General features: G+C 69.5%; 16 protein-coding genes. 12 read left to right on the top strand and 4 right to left on the bottom strand.

Going from position 1 to position 18,552, the window contains the following annotated elements; all coding sequences use genetic code 11:
- Positions 1–217 precede the first annotated feature (217 nt).
- Entirely contained in the window at positions 218–826 is a 609-nt protein-coding gene (locus ACWGKS_RS26255; protein WP_358515483.1) for a GNAT family N-acetyltransferase, read from the bottom strand.
- 139 nt (positions 827–965) lie between these two features.
- Between ACWGKS_RS26255 and ACWGKS_RS26260 the strand changes: the two genes are divergently transcribed.
- The 6 genes from ACWGKS_RS26260 (at position 966) to ACWGKS_RS26285 (ending at position 8,251) form a co-directional block, all read left to right on the top strand.
- Complete coding sequence (locus ACWGKS_RS26260; protein ID WP_452524360.1) at positions 966–2,150, top strand: winged helix DNA-binding domain-containing protein; 1,185 nt, start codon at positions 966–968, stop codon at positions 2,148–2,150.
- Between the two features lie 118 nt (positions 2,151–2,268).
- On the top strand, positions 2,269–4,083 hold the full coding sequence (locus tag ACWGKS_RS26265) for a hypothetical protein (RefSeq protein WP_358515477.1): 1,815 nt from the start codon (positions 2,269–2,271) through the stop codon (positions 4,081–4,083).
- A gap of 158 nt (positions 4,084–4,241) precedes the next feature.
- Complete coding sequence (locus ACWGKS_RS26270) at positions 4,242–5,219, top strand: DedA family protein (RefSeq protein WP_452524362.1); 978 nt, start codon at positions 4,242–4,244, stop codon at positions 5,217–5,219.
- 126 nt (positions 5,220–5,345) lie between these two features.
- Complete coding sequence (gene lpdA / locus ACWGKS_RS26275; RefSeq protein WP_358515472.1) at positions 5,346–6,752, top strand: dihydrolipoyl dehydrogenase; 1,407 nt, start codon at positions 5,346–5,348, stop codon at positions 6,750–6,752.
- 193 nt (positions 6,753–6,945) lie between these two features.
- A complete protein-coding gene (locus tag ACWGKS_RS26280) occupies positions 6,946–7,635 on the top strand; it encodes a hypothetical protein (protein ID WP_358515469.1) in 690 nt (229 codons plus the stop codon).
- Positions 7,636–7,639: 4 nt separating this feature from the next.
- A complete protein-coding gene (locus ACWGKS_RS26285; protein ID WP_452457145.1) occupies positions 7,640–8,251 on the top strand; it encodes a mismatch-specific DNA-glycosylase in 612 nt (203 codons plus the stop codon).
- 71 nt (positions 8,252–8,322) lie between these two features.
- Here ACWGKS_RS26285 and ACWGKS_RS26290 read toward each other — a convergent pair whose 3' ends face one another.
- The gene (locus ACWGKS_RS26290; protein WP_358515462.1) at positions 8,323–9,915 is read right to left on the bottom strand and encodes an OmpA family protein; all 1,593 of its coding nucleotides are present in this window, start codon (positions 9,913–9,915) and stop codon (positions 8,323–8,325) included.
- Positions 9,916–10,183: 268 nt separating this feature from the next.
- Here ACWGKS_RS26290 and ACWGKS_RS26295 point away from each other — a divergent pair, with 268 nt between their 5' ends.
- The 5 genes from ACWGKS_RS26295 to ACWGKS_RS26315 all read left to right on the top strand — a co-directional run bounded on the left by ACWGKS_RS26295 (position 10,184) and on the right by ACWGKS_RS26315 (position 14,751).
- The gene (locus tag ACWGKS_RS26295) at positions 10,184–10,783 is read left to right on the top strand and encodes a fasciclin domain-containing protein (protein ID WP_358515459.1); all 600 of its coding nucleotides are present in this window, start codon (positions 10,184–10,186) and stop codon (positions 10,781–10,783) included.
- Positions 10,784–10,927: 144 nt separating this feature from the next.
- A complete protein-coding gene (locus tag ACWGKS_RS26300) occupies positions 10,928–12,556 on the top strand; it encodes a molybdopterin-dependent oxidoreductase (RefSeq protein WP_358515489.1) in 1,629 nt (542 codons plus the stop codon).
- 100 nt (positions 12,557–12,656) lie between these two features.
- Entirely contained in the window at positions 12,657–13,313 is a 657-nt protein-coding gene (locus tag ACWGKS_RS26305) for a fasciclin domain-containing protein (protein WP_358515486.1), read from the top strand.
- A gap of 110 nt (positions 13,314–13,423) precedes the next feature.
- Positions 13,424–14,014, top strand: a complete 591-nt coding sequence (locus ACWGKS_RS26310) for a sigma-70 family RNA polymerase sigma factor (RefSeq protein WP_452457143.1) — start codon at positions 13,424–13,426, stop codon at positions 14,012–14,014.
- Positions 14,011–14,751 (top strand): anti-sigma factor, encoded by a 741-nt coding sequence (locus tag ACWGKS_RS26315; protein ID WP_358515453.1) that lies wholly within the window; start codon positions 14,011–14,013, stop codon positions 14,749–14,751. The genes ACWGKS_RS26310 and ACWGKS_RS26315 overlap by 4 nt, the downstream gene beginning before the upstream one ends.
- A gap of 92 nt (positions 14,752–14,843) precedes the next feature.
- Here ACWGKS_RS26315 and ACWGKS_RS26320 read toward each other — a convergent pair whose 3' ends face one another.
- Positions 14,844–16,130, bottom strand: coding sequence for an MFS transporter (locus tag ACWGKS_RS26320; protein ID WP_452524366.1), 1,287 nt, complete (start codon positions 16,128–16,130; stop codon positions 14,844–14,846).
- 472 nt (positions 16,131–16,602) lie between these two features.
- Entirely contained in the window at positions 16,603–17,880 is a 1,278-nt protein-coding gene (locus tag ACWGKS_RS26325) for an MFS transporter (RefSeq protein ID WP_452524368.1), read from the bottom strand.
- A 189-nt stretch (positions 17,881–18,069) separates the two neighbouring features.
- On the opposite strand from ACWGKS_RS26325, the gene ACWGKS_RS26330 reads away from it, so the two are divergent.
- Positions 18,070–18,546 carry an Lrp/AsnC family transcriptional regulator gene (locus ACWGKS_RS26330; RefSeq protein ID WP_452457140.1) on the top strand — a complete coding sequence of 159 codons (477 nt, stop codon included), beginning with the start codon at positions 18,070–18,072 and terminating at the stop codon, positions 18,544–18,546.
- Positions 18,547–18,552 lie beyond the last annotated feature (6 nt).

The raw sequence follows: 18,552 nt of genomic DNA on the forward strand, positions 1-18,552 counted from the left end.
GGAGTTCGACCCGGTCACCGAACGCGCGTTGGGCAACCACCCGCAGGCCTACTCGCATCTGGGCCTGATCCGCTGCGCCCAACTCCTGGACCGGTGACCAGGGGCGGCTTCTCGTCGCCGGCACCCGAACACGCACCGGCGCCCCCGGGGATCCGAGCTCACGGAAGTGAGCCGCCCCGGGGGTCGTGCGTCGGCCACGGCGGCCGGCGTGCCGCTTTCAACGTCGGCGGGGCCCTTCCTCCAGACGGCTACGCACGAGTGGCCACTCGGCGCGCAGCACCGAGTAGTACACCGCGTCCCGGCGCCGGCCTCCCGGCATCACGTTGTAGCTGCGCAGAACGCCCTCCTCCGTGGCGCCGATCCCGCTCAGCCCCCGACGGGCCCGCTCGTTCAACACGTCCGTCTTGAACTCCACCCGTTCGGCGTCCATGGCCTCGAAGGCGTGCCGCAGCAGCAGGTACTTCGCCCAGTGGTTGACTCCCCGACCGCGGAAGTCGCGCCCCAGCCAGGAGCTACCGATCTCCAGGCGCAGGTCCGGCTCCGAGAGGTTGCCGTAACTCATGCTGCCCGCGACCCGTCCGTCGACCAGGTCGGTGATGGTGAACGTGGTCCGTTTCCCCTTCTCGCTCGCCTCCAGGTAGGAGTCGAAGAAGCGCTCGAAGCCCGCGGCGTCATCCACCCTGGTGGTGAAGTGCGTCCAAATGTCGGGGTCGAGCGCCTGCTCCCGCCAACCGTCTCGATCGCCTTCCTGGAGCGGGGTGAGTCGTACGTACGCGTTCTCCAATCGGACCCGCGCCCGCTCCGCCCACACGTGGTTCTCCACCATTTCGTCCCCAGACGGCTCGTCGTCACCTTCGTGTCGCAGCTTAGGGCCGCCCTTTTTCTCCGTTTCGACGGGATCGGCCTCGGATCGTCGGTGTCGGTGGGTAGGGTTCCGACACGCAACGGAACCCGGAGTGCACCCGATGGCCACCGTCCTCAGCCGCCGCGCGCTCAACCGCGCGACCCTGGCCCGCCAGTTCCTCCTCGAACGTGTGGACCTGCCGATCGTCGAGTTGGTCACCCGCCTGGGCGGGCTCCAGGCGCAGACCACGCACACCTGGTACGTCGCCCTGCAGAACCGGCTGCGATCCCCCGATCCGCACGAGATGGGCCGTCTGCTCACCGAGGGCGCGCTGGTCCGCATGTCGCTGATGCGCTCCACCCTGCACCTGGTGAGCCCGCAGGAGGCCCGGTGGCTGCGTGGCACCACCGGTGAGGTCATGGCCAGGGACCTGGAGAACAGTTCCCATGGCAAGGCGACCGCCGGCTTGGACCGCTCCGCCGTTCTCGACATGGCGCGCAAGCTCCTGGAGGAGGAGCCGCTCACCCCCAAACTGTTGGGAGAGCGTCTGGCGGAGCATTGGCCGGGTGTTCCCGGACCACACCTCTCCTACGTGGTGCGCTGTCTCCTACCGGTCGTCCAGGTCCCGCCACGCGGTGTGTGGGGCGCCTCGGGGCCCCCGGCGCTGGCCCCCGCGGACACCTGGACCGGGCTGCCCATGGACGCCGAACCCGACCGGGAGCGCCTGGTCCTGCGCCACCTGGCCGCATACGGACCGGCGAGCGTCCAGGACATCCAGGCCTGGTCCGGGTCGACCCGTCTCAAACCGGTGGTGGAGGGCCTGCGCGACCGGCTGGTGTCCTTCCACGCCGAACAGGACGAGAGGCCCGAGGGAGGTCGTAGACCCGCCAGGCCCGTCGAGCTGTTCGATCTGCCCCACGCCCCTCGCCCCGGCTCCGACCTCTACCCGGACCTGCACGCCGACACCCCCGCGCCCGTCCGCTTCCTCTACGACTTCGACAACATCCTCCGCGCCCACGCCGACCGCACTCGTGTGATCTCCGACGAGGCCCGGCGCCGTATCGCCGTCCGCAACGGGATGCCGCCGTCGACGGTCCTCCTGGACGGTTCGGTGGCGGCCACGTGGAAGGTGAACCACATCCGCCCCACCCGTTCCTCCACTCACACCCCGTCCCTGGAGGTGGCCCCCTTCCGCACTCTCACCGGCTCCGAGACCGAGGAGATCGTCGAAGAGGGCCGCCGGCTGCTCGACTTCCTCTCCCCAGGTCAGGGCGGGCGAGAGGTCCGGATCCACGACCCCGCTTGATCTTTCGGCCTTCCTGCCCGGTCAGGCCCCCTCACCTGCACCGCTCCCACCACTCGCCCGTTTCGTGCACATGCATCCGGATCACAACAAGACAGTGCGGGTATGACAGGATTCTGGGGTGATTGAAGAGTTCCGCGCCGCGTTCCAACGGGTGCTCGACACCGCCGCCGGCCAGGCCCACGACTTCCCTGAGGCCGTGAAGGAAGCCTTCCGGCTGTCCTCCAGCGTGCCCAAAGAGGAACTCGAAATCGCCCTCGAAGCCCTGGCTCCGGTACTGGGCGACTGCGAACCCTACGCGGGTGTCGCGGCCGATCTCTCCGTCCTGGCCGGCGCCCTGGCCGAGTCCGGCACACCCGCCGGGCAGGCCGGTCTGGAGGTGCTGCGACAGGTCGGCGGCTACGGACAGGCCGCCGTGGCGTTCATGCACGCCTGGGACAAGACCGGCGGCGGTACGCTGCCCGCGCCCTCCCAGGTGGGCGACGAGGAGGAGAGCCGAGTCGAGGAGGTCCTCGGTGACAACGCTCCCCTGGCCACCACGGGTTGGTGGACCGCCCAGCGCTACGGGCTCGCCGCCAAGGCGATGCTGAGCGACTCCGGCGTGCGTTCGGCCGTGCGCGCGGACCCCAGCGCCCTGGACGGACTGGGCCAGATCGTCGAGGCCCTGTCCACCCGGTTGAGCGAGTTCGGTGAGGTCGCCGAACTGCTGCGCATGGCCGAGGTGAGCCGTGTGCTCGTCCTGGACCGCGCTTCGTGGCGAGGCTTCCGCGTCCGGTTCGACGGCGTGAGCGACAACTTCCAGCTGCACACGCTGCTCGCCGACGCCCTGATCGGCAAGGAGGGGCTGCGGCTGTCCGGTACCCGCCCGGACCCCCGTTGGGTGGTCGCCTCCCAGGACGGTCAGGTGGATCCGCTGGCCGACGTGGTGCGCGGCGAGTGGGACCTGGTCGGCGGCGACGGTACCTGGGTGGGAAACGAGGCCTGCCCCGGGGACATCCCCGAGGTGGACGGTGAACGCGTCCTCGTCCTGGAGCCCCAGTCACTGTCGCACTCCTGGCGGGCCGGGCGTCGCCACCCGCACATCGTCGGCGCGCTCACCGTCCTGTCCGAACTGCACGGGGAGGAGACGGCCGCCTGGTGGTCGCGACTCCATCCGGCGGGAAGCGTCCGTCACCCCATGGCCCCGGCGATCGAGAACGAGGACACGGGCACGTACCGACGACCCCCGCGGCATTTCGGTGTGGCCGCGCACTTCGCCGAGGTGGACTCGGGTCCGTTGTCCGCCCCGTTCTCCGCCCTGGACCCCGATCTCGACGCGCCCGACCCCCGAATGCGCTCCGACGCCCCCGAACCGGACTTCGACTCCCTCTTCGGTGGCGGGTCTCCGTTCGACGACGATCCCCTCGGCCCCTCGTCGTCCCCCGCTTCGTTCACGCCCTCCGACGCACCGATCCCATCGACCCACGTCGAGGAGGACGAACCCGACGACTTCGTGGTGCCGGCCCCCTGGGCCGCCGCCCCGCCACGGGTCGACGACGAACCGCAGGCGATCCCGGACCCGGGCCCCTTCCGCGACCCCGACCCGTTCGGCAGCGCGCGCGGCGGCGCGGATTCGCCTTCCTGGACCGACGCCCTCGACTCGCCCACCTGGGGTGATGCCCTCGACTCACCGTCCTGGAACACCCGCTCGGAACCCTCCTCCGATTCCCCCTCCTCGTTCGACTCCCCCGACTCGCCTGCTTGGACGGACACCCCGGCCGCACCTCGTTGGGACGACCCCCTCGACCCGCCCTCCTCGAAGGACGCCTCCGAGGAGACGGAAGAGGAGGACCTCCCACCCGGTCGCCGACTGCTGCCGCCGATGCCGCCCGGCGTATCGGACGCCTCCACCTGGGCGCCGCACTGGAAGTGGCCGCTGGACCCACCCCGTCGCTGACGGCACCGGGGCCGCACGGCTCGCGACGCCCTACCCTGTGACGTGCGTGGGGGCGCGGGACGCATGACACATGTCATCTCGCGTCCACGCACGGCTCACACCGCTCCGGTGACTCCTACGACTACTGCGCGAGTGGGACCTCGCGAGAACCTGGGGACATGATGACGACGACGCCCGTTCCCCGGCACGACGCCGACTCGAACCCTGGTTCCGACGACGGTCCGAACAGCGCCCGCCGCCCCACCCGTGAGGAGGCCCTGAAGGCCGCGGAGGAGGCCTGGGGCGTACAGGAGGCGGAGCTCGGCAAGGAGATCCTCCGCTCCATGAAGCCGTGGAAGGGCGAGATGCAGCGCCAGGACAAGGTGCTGCTCGCCGTCGCCATCATCCTTCCGGCGCTGATGCTGCTCACCCTCCCGCTGCGTCCGCTGTTCATCGCCGACCACCCTCTGCCCCTGGCCCTGGTCACCGGAAGTCATGCCGCGGTCGGTGCCGCCTCCGCCTTCGCGAGCATCGGCGAGGGTTCCCTGTGGCTGATCGTCCTGGCCGGTGTGATCGGCAAGATCAAGATCGACTGGGTGTTCTGGTGGTTGGGTCACCGCTGGGGCCGAGGCATCGTCAACTTCCTCATCCAGGGTGAGCGCGGGCGCCGCCTCGCCGACCGCCTGGAGACGATGAATCCGTGGGTGATGCGCGTCCTCATCCCGCTGAGCTACCTGCCGGGCGTCCCCGCGGGCATCCCCCACGTGATGGCCGGCGCCAACGGGATGCGGCTGCGCACCTACCTCCTCCTGGACGCCCTGGGCGCCCTCATGATCACCACGTTCGTCGCCTACGTCGGATACGTCTCCGGGCAGTCCGGGGTGGACCTCGTCCTGATGGTCGACAAGTACGCCCTGTGGATCATGCTCGCGCTCATCTTCGGCATGGCGTTGTACCCGACCCTCACCGCCGGCCGCGACCAGAAGGCGCGCAAGAAGGAGGCGTTGGACCTGGCCGCCGCCGAATACGACGCCGAGACCGACCGGATCGAGTCCGAAGGCTCCGCAAGCACCTCCACCGGCTCCGGAGGCGCCCCCGGACCGGGAGACTCCACCCCCACCGAACCCACCGCCACCAGCGAAGACAGCGTTAAGTGACGCTTGCGTGACAACCGGTCGCACACAGGTGGCCTGTGCGCGACTAGGCTGGCGTCCGGCAATCCGACACCCCGGGCAAGCCGGCTGCGCTGGGTGCGTCACAAACACACTCAAGGAGATCCCGTCATGGGACAGCGACACTTCGATCTGGTGGTCCTCGGCGCCGGGCCCGGCGGTTACGTCGCGGCGATCCGCGCCGCCCAACTGGGCCTCACGACCGCGATCGTCGAGGAGAAGTACTGGGGCGGGGTCTGCCTCAACGTGGGCTGCATCCCTTCCAAGGCACTCCTTCGCAACGCGGAGCTCGCGCACCTGTTCCACAACGACGCCGACACCTTCGGCATCAAGGTGGAGGGCAAGGTCGAGTTCGACTACGGCAAGGCGTTCAGCCGAAGCCGTGAGGTCGCGGACGGCCGGGTCAAGGGTGTCCACTTCCTCATGAAGAAGAACAAGATCACCGAGTTCAACGGGCGCGGCACCTTCGTGGACGACCACACCATCGAGGTGCGGAACGCGGACGGGGAGACCGAGTCGATCACCTTCGACAACTCGATCATCGCCGCGGGCTCCTCCACCAAGCTCATCCCGGGCACTTCGCTCTCCGAGCGCGTCGTGACCTATGAGGAGCAGATCCTCACCGAGGAACTACCCGAAAGCATCATCATCGCGGGTGCCGGCGCCATCGGCGTCGAGTTCGCCTTCGTGATGGCCAACTACGGGGTCGACGTCACCATCGTGGAGTTCCTCGACCGCATGGTGCCGGCGGAGGACGAGGAGGTCTCCAAGGAGATCTCCCGCGCCTACAAGAAGCTCGGCGTGAAGGTCCTGACCTCCACCAAGGTGGAGAACGTCGAGGACTCCGGTTCGGGTGTGCGGGTCACGGTCACCGGCAAGGACGGAGGGCAACAGACCCTGGAGGCCGACAAACTGCTCCAGGCGATCGGTTTCTCCCCCAACGTCGAGGGCTACGGCCTGGACAAGGCCGGGGTGGAGCTCACCGACCGGGGCGCGATCGGCATCGACTCCCGAGGCCGCACCAACGTGCCGCACATCTACGCGATCGGCGACGTCACCGCCAAGCTGATGCTGGCGCACACCGCCGAGGCCATGGGCATCGTCGCCTCGGAGACCATCGCGGGCGCCGAGACGCAGGAGATCGACTACCGGTTCATCCCGCGCGCCACCTACTGCCAGCCCCAGATCGCCAGCTTCGGCTACAGCGAGACCCAGGCGAGGGAGGCGGGCTACGACGTCCAGGTCGCCAAGTTCCCGTTCATGGCCAACGGCAAGGCCCACGGGCTCGGCGACGTCCGCGGCTTCGTCAAGATCGTCTCGGACGGGAAGTACGGCGAGTTCCTGGGCGCCCACATGGTGGGGCCGGACGTCACCGAACTGCTGCCGGAGCTGACCCTGGCCCAGCAGTGGGACCTGACGGTGCACGAGGTGGCTCGCAACATCCACGCCCACCCGACCCTGAGCGAAGCGGTCAAGGAGGCCGTGCACGGCCTGGCCGGGCACATGATCAACCTCTGACCCACCGCGTCACGGCCGACCACGTCGGGTTCGGCCACGAGGTGACCCGGAAACGGGGCCGGGCCGAGGGGATGTCCTCGGCCCGGCCCCGCCGTCTGTGCCCCCGTGCTTCCCGGAGTTGCTAAGTTTCCCTGTGTGTCCCCCGCCGGCGCCCCTCCCACGTGCCCGGCGCACCCCGAACCGAAAGCCACCCATGCGCCTGATTCCGTCCACTCCCCTGTCATGCCTGGGCACGGCCGTCGCCGCGGTCGTCATCGGCGGTTTCGTCCTCGTCGGCTGTGACGTGGTCGACCTCGACCTGGATATGAACCTGTCCAGCGGCGACGGCTCGGAGTCACCGGACGAGGAGGCGAGCGCGAGTCCCAGCCCCGGCGAGGAGGAGGCCGAGGAACAGGAGGACTCCTCCTACGGACTCCCCGAGTCGTGCGAGGCGGCGGGCGCCGCGCAGATCGTCGGCGACCTCGCCCCCGGCACCGTCCTCACCGAGGAGAGCGGAGCGATCGACGGGGTCGACGACGCCGAACAGCTCTCCTGCACCTACAGCGACGGGAACGCCGCACCGGGCACCCCCTCCTTCACCCTCCTGTTCACCTCCGGCGCCGACCCGAGCGCCAACCCGGACGTCATCGAGGTTCCCGGTTCGGAGGCCGAGATGAACTGGGAGGTGGACGTCGACGTGGACGTGGACACCTACCACACGGAGGAGTCCGACGACCTCGACGGCGACCTGGAGTACGTGGGCACCGTGGACGGCTCCAGCCGCCACCTGTACCTGCAACTGCCCGGCGACTTCCACGTCACCGCCATCGTCTTCAACGAAGACGTCGAGCGGGGCGACCTGGAGCGTGTCGTGTTGCAGGCCGCCGGTCAGATCCGAAACTAGTGTCATGGCCGGTGAGGCAGGGAGCGGACCCACACGAGGGGTCGGGGGACTGAGCCGAGAGGAGCTCGACGCCGGCCGCGACCTCCTGGTGCCCGACGTACTCGTCGAAGGGTTGTCGGTGGTGTTCTGCGGGCTCAATCCCGGGCTGACCAGCGCGGTGCGCGGACACCACTTCGCCACCCCCGGCAACCGCTTCTGGCCCTCGCTGGGCCGGTCCGGGTTCACCCCGGGCCGCTACACCCCCGACCGGGAGTGGGAGCTGCCCCGACTGGGGTTGGGGATCACCAACCTCGTCGCGCGCACCACCCGCGGTTCGGACGAACTCGCACCCGAGGAGTTCGTCCAAGGCTCCGAAGAGCTGCGCGGCAAGATCCTCGACCTGGCCCCCGCGTGGTTGACGTTCCTGGGCATCACCGGTTACCGGGCGGCCTTCGGGGTCAGGCGACCGAAGGTCGGCCCTCAGGAGGAGACCATCGGTCGAACCCGGCTGTGGTTGCTGCCCAATCCGAGCGGACGCAACGCCCACTACACGCCCGCGATGTTGACCGAGGAGTTCGTCCGGCTCCGGCTCGCCGCGGGCCTGCCCGACCGTTCGGCGGACACCGACTCCCCCTGAGAGCCGGCCCCGGGAAACGACAAGGGAGGGGGGCCCGACATCGTGTCGGGCCCCTCCCTGTTCACGTACCCCTAGTACTCCACCGGGATCTCCTCGAACTCACCGAAGGGGCCGGCGCGCATCGTGAGCTCCTCGATGTCCACCGGCGGGGCGGGGAACACCGCGACCAGCTCGTGCGTGTTGCCGGGCTGGATGGTGTGCACCTCCTCGGCGAAGCTGCTGTAGCGGTTCTCTCCGAAGTCCATCTGCGCCACGTAGCGGACCAGTCCGCCCTCCGGCTCGTACAACTGGAACCCGCCCAGGGTGCCCTTGTTGAACTGCTCGGGGCCACCGGCCACCGTCTCACTGCCGCCCAGCTCGGGGGCGAGCGGTTCGTCGGTGGTGTTGGTCATCGCCACGGTGCCGATGACGTAGGCGCCGTCACGGCGCAACGGGTAGATCTCCAGCCGGATCCCGTTCTCCTCCCCCTCGGCGACCACGGAACCCGGGTCGTCGCTGTAGGGGGCGGGCCAGGTCACGTTGCGCTGGGCCACGCCGAGGCCGTCGTCGTCGTACTCCTCGTCCTCGGTGGCCTCCACCGTCGGGTTGAAGACGTAGGAGAACTCCACGCGCCGGTTGCGGGCCCGCGCCTCCTCGTCGTCGGAACCGCCCTCGCGGGCGATGGGCTCGCGCTTGCCGCGACCCTCGACCTCCAGCTGGTAGTCGGTCCCGAGTTCCTCGGCGAGCAGGTCCCGCACGCTCTCGGCGCGTTCCACCGACAGGTTGTCGTTGTAGGCGTCGTCACCGATGCCGTCGGTGTGGCCGACCACGGTGATGCTGGGCTCGTCGGGGTCGACGTTCTGGGCCAGGGTGGTGGCGGCGCGGCGGACCACGTCCTCGGCGTCGTCGGTCAGGTCCGAGCGGTCGAACTCGAACATCACGTCCGAGTGCAGCGAGATGATCTCGCGGTCGCCGTCCCGGGTGGTGGAGGCGATCTCGGAGTCGACGAAGCTCTGTACCCAACCCTCGTCGGCGAGGGCGTCCTCGTCGGGGCGACGGTTGGCGAAGACGAGGTTCTCACCCCGTGCGGGCGGGTCGTCCAAGGTCAGGTGGTCGGGCCCGTTGGGGTTCTCCGGGTCCTCCCGCTCGGTCTCCACGTCCTGGACGGGGATGCCGGTCATGGCGCCCAGCCCGCTGCCGACGAACGTCACCTGGGACACCTCGTCGGGAATGCGGGGGAAGTAGCGGGTGTACTCGTTGGTGACCCCGTCGTGCACCGGGTAGAGCCCGTCCTCGTTGGGGCTCTCCGATCCGTACTTGAGGCCCTCGCCGTCGAGGAACTGTCGGTAGACGCGTCCGGTGAGGGGGTCGACCAGGGTGTGGGCCATGCTCAGGTTCCGGTTGGGCCCGGCGAAATCGTCCAGGTAGGTGACCTCGTAGTGCATGACCGTGTAGTCGTCGGTGCGCTCCAGTCCGGTGACGGCGAAGCGCATCTCGGCGTCCTGTCCGGTGTCCTGGAAGATGCGTCCCTCGCGTACGTAGGGGAACTCCTCCCTGACCTCGGGCGGTCCGGACGCGTCTCCGAAGGTTTCGGACCACCAGTCGGACACGGGGGCGCAGCCACTGAGGAGGAGGCTGCCCGAGACCATGAGCGCGACCACGGTTAGGTGCTTCTTCCGCGCCATGTGGGGGAACTCCGATCGTTGAGAGGACGTACCGGCAACATCTTCCTGCACTCACGGGGTCGAACCGACCACAGTGCCCCAAGAAGAGTCACGGCACCCGCCCTGGCCAGCCATGACCCGTATAGGCGGATTCCATGGCGGGGCGTTCCGGAGCGTTGGCCGGTGCCCCGTTTCGCGTTCGCGCATATGCGCGTCGCGGCTCTCGATGCAAGCGATTCACACGTAACGTGATGAACTCGTAACGTCGAGTCATCCATCGGGGCGGAAGATGCACCGAACCACCCTCACGGCCGGGTGTGCCGTACTCCTCCTCTCCCTCGCCGCCTGTTCCGGTGGCAACGGCGAGGGCGAAGGCGAAGAACACGGCCACAGCGCCGAGGCCGACGTCGAACCGGTCGGAGCCTTCGGCCCCGGCTGCGCGGACTTCCCCGACACGGGACCCGGAAGCCTCTCCGCGATGGCCGACCGCCCCCTCTCCACCGCCATCGCCGACAACCCCTTTCTGGGCCGCCTGGCCGAGGTGGTGGAGCGATCCGGTCTGGCATCGGACCTGGACACGGCCGACGACATGACCCTGTTCGCCCCCACCGACGACGCCTTCGACATGTATCCCACCCCGGCGATCCAGGGCCTGCTGGACTCCCCCGACGGGCCGGCGCACCTTCTGGGCCACCACGTCGTCCTAGGCGAGTTCGGCAGCGCCGATCTGGACGGCGGCTCCTTCGACACCCTCAACGGCGACCGGATCCGCGCCACCGCGGACGAGGGCGAGTACACGGTCGACGGCTACGCCCCGGTGGTCTGTGCCGACGTACGAACCACCAACGCCACCGTCCATGTGGTGGGCATGCTCCTCATCCCGTCCTGACACACCGCCTCGCGTTCCGGCACACCACTCGACGTGGGCCGCGAAACCCACGTCGACGGTGGGCGCACGATGGCTCCGGGCGCTTGGAAAAAGAATCCCGAGAAAAGTCGTCGACCGACCCATCCGCCCCCGCGTCGGCGCCGAATACCCGACGTGACCACCAAGGAACGCGGGACACGACGCCCGCAACGCGACACCCGGCACCTCATGGTCGGGGTGGGCCTCGGCCTGCTCGTCGTCGGGGCGGCCCTCGGATTCGGCGAACTCACCGCCGGACTGACGCGTGCGACCTCGCCGGTGGTCACGGTCGGCGACGCGCTCGTCGACAACAGTCCCCCGTTCCTCATGGAGTGGGCGATCTCGCTCTTCGGCACGGCCGACAAGGCCGTACTGATCACCGGGGTCGTGGTCGTCCTCGTCCTGGCCGGCGCACTGCTCGGTGTCGTGTCACCGCGCCGCCCGGCCGTCGGATACGCGGGGCTGCTCCTGTTCACGGTGGTGGGGCTCGCCGCCGTGTTCCTCCGCCGCGCCGATGACCTGGGAGCGGCCTCGGCCGTGGTCGTCGGCGGGGCGGCGGGCGCCGTGGCGCTGTGGCTCCTTCTCAGGAGCGCTCGCCCGGCCCTCGAAACCGGGGGAGAGAAGGGGGAGCCTCGGGCACCGGCGGAGGCGGAGGGTGGAACACCCCCCGCGCCGGGGCCGGACCGAGGACCTGGGAGGCGCGGTTTCGTACTCACCGCGGCCGGGGTCCTCGCCGCCACCGGTTCCGCCGGTGCCCTGGGGCGGTTCCTTCCCTCCATGACCGGCGGTACCGGATCGCGAAGCGCACTGGCGCTGCCCGCACCCGCCGAGCCCCTGCCGGCGCCGCCCTCCGGGGTCGACCTCGGCGTTCCGGGACTGGCGCCCTTCACGACCCCGAACCGGGACTTCTACCGGATCGACACCGCCCTCACCATCCCGCGCCTGGACTCCGATCGTTGGACCCTGCGTGTGCACGGACTCGTGGACCGGCCCTTCGAGATCGACATGGACGAACTGCTGTCCCGCGAACTCGTCGAGACCGACACCACCCTGACCTGTGTGTCCAACCAGGTCGGCGGGGACCTGGTCGGCAACACCCGCTGGCTCGGGTTCCCCCTCGCCGACCTGCTGCGCGAAGCGGGGGTCCACGCCGACGCCGACCAGATCCTCAGCACCTCGCACGACGGCTGGACCTGCGGCACCCCCACCGAGGTAGTCATGGACGGGCGCGACGCCCTCCTCGCCGTGGGGATGGGCGGCGAACCGCTCCCCCACGTCAACGGCTACCCCGCTCGCATGGTGGTGCCCGGCCTGTACGGGTTCGTCAGCGCCACCAAGTGGGTCACCGAGATCAGGCTCACCCGTTTCGCGGACGACCAGGCGTACTGGGCCCGGCGCGGGTGGGGCGTGCGCGCTCCGATCAAGACCATGTCCCGGATCGACGTGCCTTCCCCGCTGGGTCGTGTGGACGCCGGCGAGGTCGTCCTGGCCGGGGTCGCCTGGGCCCAACACCGCGGGATCGACGCCGTGGAGGTGCGTGTCGACGACGGCGACTGGTGGGAGGCGGACCTGGCCGCCGTCCCCGGCATCGACACCTGGGTGCAGTGGGTGGCCGAGGTCGACGTCGACCCCGGCATGCACTCGGTGGAGGTACGGGCCACCGACTCCACCGGCTTCACCCAGCCGGCCGAACGGGTCGACCCGATCCCGGACGGGGCCACCGGGTGGCATCGGATCCGCTTCACCGCCGACTGAACACCACAGACCTCATCCGCGACAACGGCTCGACACAACCGCAGATCGTCAACACCCACAGATGTGACCAGAGGGAACAACGGGAGAAGAGATGAACACCATGCTCCGCAAGAACACGCTCACCGCCACCGCTGCCGCCGCCGTGCTCGCCTTCGGTCTCTCGGCCTGTGGCGACATGGACGGCGCGGCCGAGGAGTCCCCGGAGATGGGTGGCGCCGAGGAGACCACCGAGAACACCGATGGCATGGAGGAGGAGAGCACCGACGAGGGCGCGGAGACCGCGGGCGAGAACTTCGGCCCGGGCTGCGCCGACGTGCCCGAAGACGGTGACGGCAGCTTCGAGGGCATGGCCCAGGACCCGGTCGCCACCGCGGCCTCCAACAACCCGCTCCTGTCCACCCTGGTCAGCGCCGTGGAGGAGGCCGACCTGGTCGACACGCTGAACTCCGCCGAGGACATCACCGTCTTCGCTCCCGCCAACGACGCCTTCGAGGCGATCCCGCAGGAGGACCTGGACGCGCTGTTGGCCGACCAGGAGCAGCTCACCGAGGTGCTGACCTACCACGTCGTCGAGGGCACCCACGCTCCCGAGGACCTGGCGGACGGCACGTTCACCTCCCTGCAGGGCGAGGACGTCACCACCAGCGGCTCCGGCGAGGAGTTCACCGTGAACGACGAGTCCCAGGTGGTGTGCGGCAACGTGCAGACCGCGAACGCCACCGTCTACATCGTCGACACCGTGCTGATGCCTTCCTGATGGGAGGCTGAACCGAGCACCCGGGCGGCTCGAACTTCGAGGACGGGCCGCCCGGGACCACCCATCGCACCGTAACCACCAGACCACGACTCCCCACCGGAAGGCCGTAGATGGACAGGGCAACGGCGGCACCGCAGGGGTCCTCCCCGGAGGGCCCTCTCGGGTTGGAGGATCTTCTGAGCCGCGTGGCGCGCGGCGAGGAGCAGGCGTTCGACAGGGTGTACGACCTGATCAGCCCGACCGTGTACGGGCTGGTCAAGCGTGTTCTACGGGACCCCGCCCAGTCGGAGGAGGTCTCCCAGGAGGTGCTGGTGGAGGTGTGGCGCAGTGCCTGTCGTTACGACCCGCGCCGGGGGAGCCCCCAGGCGTGGGTGATGACGTTGGCCCACCGCAGGGCGGTGGACCGGGTGCGTTCGGAGCAGGCGGCCACCGACCGGGAGTCCCGAGCTGCGGCGGGCGACACCGAACGCCCCTATGACCAGGTGGCCGAGGAGGCCACGAACCGGCTCGAACGCGATCGTGTCCGACGATGTCTGGAGAACCTCACGGAACTCCAGGAGCAGTCGGTGCGCCTGGCCTTCTACGGCGGCTACACCTACCGTGATGTGGCACGCCTGTTGTCGACGCCCCTGGGCACCATCAAGACCAGGATGCGCGACGGACTCATTCGACTCAGGGACTGTTTGGGGGTGGAGTGGTGAGAAGGTCGCTCAGCCCGGACCTGCACACGCTGACCGGCGCCTACGCGTTGAACGCCCTCACTCCGAGCGAGAGCGTGCGCTTCGAGGACCACTTGGCCGACTGCGACTCCTGTGTACAGGAGGTGCGGGGTTTCACCGAGACCTCCGCGCGGTTGGCCGCCACGGCCGCCGAGACACCGCCCGCGGAGCTTCGGGCGAAGGTGCTGGAGGAGGTCTCCCGGACCCGTCAGCTCGCCCCCGCCCCCGAGCGCCTGCCCGAGCCCCGCCGCCGCGGACTTCCATGGACGCTGGGTCTGGTGTTGGCCGCCTGCCTGGCCGCGGTCATCGCCCTGGGCGCGGTGGTGCTCGACCAGCGTGAACAGGTGAACGAGCTGCGCGGCAACGAGCGGCAGATCGCCGCGGTGCTGGCCGCGCCGGACGCCGTCACCACCAGCGCCGAGCCCATGGAGGGTGTGAGCGTCACGGTGGTGCGCTCCGAGTCCCTGGGCGACCTGGTGTTCAGCGCGCACGGTCTGGAGGACCTGCACGACGAGGACTACCAGCTGTGGCTGAGCCGGCCGGACGGGTCGGTCTACTCGGCCGGGACGCTCTCGGTCGACCAGGAGGGTTTCGTACTCCCGGTTCTGGCCACCCCGCAGGACGAGGAGACCGACGGCGTCGCCGTCACCATCGAGCCCGAGGGCGGGTCCGAGCAACCCACCTCCGATCCGGTGATGGCCATGCCGGTCACCGGCTGACCGGTACCGATGGCCCGAGCGCGCCGTGACCCCGCGGGACCAAGGGGTCACGGCGCGCTCGACGGGCGGCCGGAACGGCGGGGAACGGCTCCTCAGAGGACGGCGACCTCATCCGGGCGAGGCAGGGCGCGCATGGTGGGTCCGAGGGTGAACAGCGCGGCCGGCGCGGACACCACCGCCATCGTCACGAACACCGCGATCGGGCCGGCCAGGTCGAAGACCACCCCCACCCCGACGATGCCGATCGGTTGGGACAGCAGCGCCATGAAGGTCACCGCGCCCAGGGCCCGCCCCTGGTAGTGGTCGGGCACCGTGGCGGCCACGTAACCGAAGAAGACCGCGTTGACGCAGGGGACCGCGGCGAAGACGAACGCCACGATCATCCCCAGCGGAAGCACTCCGGGCGTGACCACCAGGACGAGCGCGCAGACCGGAGCCGACCACGCGGTGAAGAGGAGGATCCGGGAGGGGCTCACCGCCCGCAACACCGGACCGGCCGCCAACGCTCCGGCCAGCCCGCCCATCCCGGCCAGTGACACGGTCACTCCGACCAGCAGGTTGGAGGCACCTCGTTCGTTCGCGGTGGCGATGATCGCGAGGAACACACCCGTCTGGGTGAAGGCGAGGTTGAACCCGATGATCCAGCACATCATCGGCCGCAGGATCGGGTGCCGGGCCAGGAGCACGAACCCGGTGACGGTGCCGCGCAGGGTCCACGGTTCCCCTTCGGCGCGCCTAGGGGCCTGCATGGGTCGGCGGATGCGCAGGAGCAGCGCCGTGGACAACAGGTAGCAGACCGCCTCGGCGAGGAACGGGAAGGCGCGACCCAGGCCGAACAGCGAACCGGCGAGCGGCGCGCCCAGCGCGGTGGTGCTGAAGAAACGGATCTGGTTCTGCGCCGACGCGCTCGCGATCTGCGAGGACGGGACGAGCTGTTTGATCGCCGCCATGGCCACCGGGTTGGAGACACCCGTGAGGGCCGAGGAGGTGACCGCCACCCCGATGACGAGCGGCACGTCGGCCTCACCGTTGAGCAGTAGCGAGGCGAAGGCGACGAGGAGCAGGAGCCGTCCGATGTCGCAGACGAGCAGGATGGCGCGCCGGTTGACGCGGTCGGCGAGGGCACCTCCGACCACGGCCGTGATCATGGTGGTGGCGACCTGCGCGGCGCCGATGATGCCCGCCTGGGACGCGGACCCGGCCAGGAGGAGGATCAGCAGGGGGTAGGCGACCTCGCCGCTCTCCTTGCCCAATCCCGCGAAGAAGCGGCCGGCCCACAGGGCCTGGAAGTCCTGGTTGCGGATGAGCGGAGCGGGTCCCTCGGCCCCGTTCCCCGGTCGTTCCGGGTGGCGGTACGGCTGTGGCCGTTCCATGGTCATTGTGTGCGACTTCCCGTGGTGTGCCCGCGGAGAGCCGGGGTTCCCCGACCCCACCTCCGACGTGCTGAACCGTTGTTCCCCTCGGGGTCGAGGCGATCAGGGAGGGAATTCGGGATACGCGAAATAAGGGCATGCGGGGGGTTGGATGCTCATGTGGCCATTATGCGCCTGTTGTAGGCATTGACGAGCTTCTGAGACCGCATGTGATGCATATCCATGAAAGTGGCCACTATTGGCCGTTTGTGCACATGCATGCGCCTGTTCTCCCTGTGCCTTTCGTCCCACAGAAATGGGACTCAGGGCACTCACAGGGGCGGGTGTGACGTTTTCCAGTGACCGTCCGTCACCGATTTTCCCTTTCGGGACATCGGTGGGCCGGACGGAAACGGAATCGGTGGGACGGCCCCTCCCTCCCGGGGTTGGGAAGGGGCCGACCCGAAACGCTCACGTCTCTCTCCCGGGCGCCATCCGATCAGGCGTGGAGGAGCCCCGCCCCGTCTCGACGGGGACGCCGTCCCCGCGCCGCCGCCTCGATGGTCCACGGGGTGCGTTCGACATAGGCGACGACCGCCGCCACCACGAGCGAACCTCCGGCGACGAGGACGTAGGAGGCGGTCCAACCGCCGGTGAGCTCGCTCAACAGTCCGAACAGCAGCGGCCCGCCCAGGGCGATCCCGCTACCGGCGCCCTGCACGAACCCGGACAGGGCGGCGGCGCCCCGGGCGGTGGAACTTCGAGCGTTGATCATGGTCATGGTGACCACGAACAGGCTGGTGCCCAGTCCAAGGAAGAGAACCCACACGACGGCGAGCCCCGGTGCCAGCGCCACACCCAGGTAACCGATCCCGTAACCGGACAGTCCCAGGGCGACGATCGGGAAGGTATCGGCGGTGCGCAGGGTGGCCGCGGGCGCGACCAGGCCGAACAGCAGGCTGGTGCCGACCATCAGCGAGACCATGCTCCCCGCGGCGGCGGGGCCGTGCCCGGCGTCGCTCAACAGGGCGGGCAGCCAGGTGAAGAGCGTGAAGACGTTCCAGGTGACCATGCCGAAGAGCAGGGCCATCCGCCAGGCCATGCCGACCCGCGGGATGGGGCGGGCCAGGGGCCGATCATCGCCCATCGTCGTGGTCGGGGAGGCCACGGGGCCGCCCCTGCGCCACTGCACGGCCCACAGGAGGGCGGCGACGAGGGCGATGCCCGACCAGGCGCCCAGGGCGACCCGCCACCCGGCGACCTCGGCCAGGGGCACGGCCACCAGCGGTGGGAAGAGCGCGCCAAGGTGGATCGCGACCATCTGGACGGTGCTCAGCGCGGCGATTCGGTCGGGGAAGTACTGCTTGATCAGCGGCGGCAGCACGACGTTGCCCAGGGCCGCTCCGGTGAGGGCGATACCGGTGAGCGCGAGCAACGCCCCGGTGTCGGGGGCGAAGGCCCGCAGGACCTGTCCGATCCCGGTGAGCAGCATGCTCAGGGTCGCCGTGGCCTCGGCGCCCAGACGACGCATGATCGCGGGGGTGACCAGGCCGAAGATCGCGAAGGCGACCAGCGGAAGGGTGCCGAAGACACCGACGACGGTGGCGGTGAACCCGAGTTCTCCGCCCACGGTGGTCAGCAGTGGGGACAGTGAGGTGACGACGAGGCGCAGGTTGAGCGCCGCGCAGACGATCGCGACCAGGGCCAGGACGCGGCCCCTCGTCACAGGGCCCACCGACGATCGGTCGGTGCCGGCCGCGGCAGAGGAAGGTCTCATGGTGACGGGACGTCCCTTTGTTGTGCGGTGGTGCGGCGTCGCACCGGAGCGTGGTCGATCGGCGGGCGACGCTGCCGGCCAGGAGAGGATCACTCCCCGGCGAGCCAAATACGACCTTTTCTCTCAGATGTTACGCATACTCCGGAGTTGAACTCAACATTCCGGATTAAGTACGGATAGACTCCGCGTATGGCTGATATTGACGAACTAGATACGGCGATTCTGGCCGAACTCCAGTCGGACGCACGGAAGACCAACCGCGACGTGGCCGCGGCGGTGGGCGCCTCGCCCACCACGACGCTCGATCGCACCCGCGCACTGCGGGAAAGGGGTGTGATTCGCGGCTCACTGCTGGACGTGGACCTGGAACTGATCGGTCGCCCGGTCCAGGCGCTCATCACCGTGAGCGTCGTGAAACCCTCGCGGCACAACATCGAGGCGTTCCGCGACTGGGTCCGCTCCCTGCCGGAAACGCTGTCGGTCTTCGTGACGTCGGGCGAGGAGGACTTCCTGGTGCACGTCGCCCTGCCGGACAACAACAGCCTGTACGCGTTCGTGGTGGACAAGCTCACCGAACGACCCGAGGTCGCCGACGTGCGCGCGTCGATCGTCTACGAGCACCTGCGCAACCACGCCGTCACCCCCGCCACGCGCACCCGTACCTGAGTCGGA

This window comes from Nocardiopsis sp. NPDC055879 (assembly GCF_053615935.1).

Coding starts and splice junctions, on each gene's coding strand:
- ACWGKS_RS26285 (WP_452457145.1), top strand. CDS start 7,640: ATGGCCGGTGAGGCAGGGAGCGGACCCACACGAGGGGTCGGGGGACTG.
- ACWGKS_RS26280 (WP_358515469.1), top strand. CDS start 6,946: ATGCGCCTGATTCCGTCCACTCCCCTGTCATGCCTGGGCACGGCCGTC.
- ACWGKS_RS26325 (WP_452524368.1), bottom strand. CDS start 17,880: ATGAGACCTTCCTCTGCCGCGGCCGGCACCGACCGATCGTCGGTGGGC.
- ACWGKS_RS26290 (WP_358515462.1), bottom strand. CDS start 9,915: ATGGCGCGGAAGAAGCACCTAACCGTGGTCGCGCTCATGGTCTCGGGC.
- ACWGKS_RS26295 (WP_358515459.1), top strand. CDS start 10,184: ATGCACCGAACCACCCTCACGGCCGGGTGTGCCGTACTCCTCCTCTCC.
- ACWGKS_RS26260 (WP_452524360.1), top strand. CDS start 966: ATGGCCACCGTCCTCAGCCGCCGCGCGCTCAACCGCGCGACCCTGGCC.
- ACWGKS_RS26255 (WP_358515483.1), bottom strand. CDS start 826: ATGGTGGAGAACCACGTGTGGGCGGAGCGGGCGCGGGTCCGATTGGAG.
- ACWGKS_RS26330 (WP_452457140.1), top strand. CDS start 18,070: ATGGCTGATATTGACGAACTAGATACGGCGATTCTGGCCGAACTCCAG.
- ACWGKS_RS26320 (WP_452524366.1), bottom strand. CDS start 16,130: ATGACCATGGAACGGCCACAGCCGTACCGCCACCCGGAACGACCGGGG.
- ACWGKS_RS26310 (WP_452457143.1), top strand. CDS start 13,424: ATGGACAGGGCAACGGCGGCACCGCAGGGGTCCTCCCCGGAGGGCCCT.
- ACWGKS_RS26270 (WP_452524362.1), top strand. CDS start 4,242: ATGATGACGACGACGCCCGTTCCCCGGCACGACGCCGACTCGAACCCT.
- lpdA (WP_358515472.1), top strand. CDS start 5,346: ATGGGACAGCGACACTTCGATCTGGTGGTCCTCGGCGCCGGGCCCGGC.
- ACWGKS_RS26305 (WP_358515486.1), top strand. CDS start 12,657: ATGCTCCGCAAGAACACGCTCACCGCCACCGCTGCCGCCGCCGTGCTC.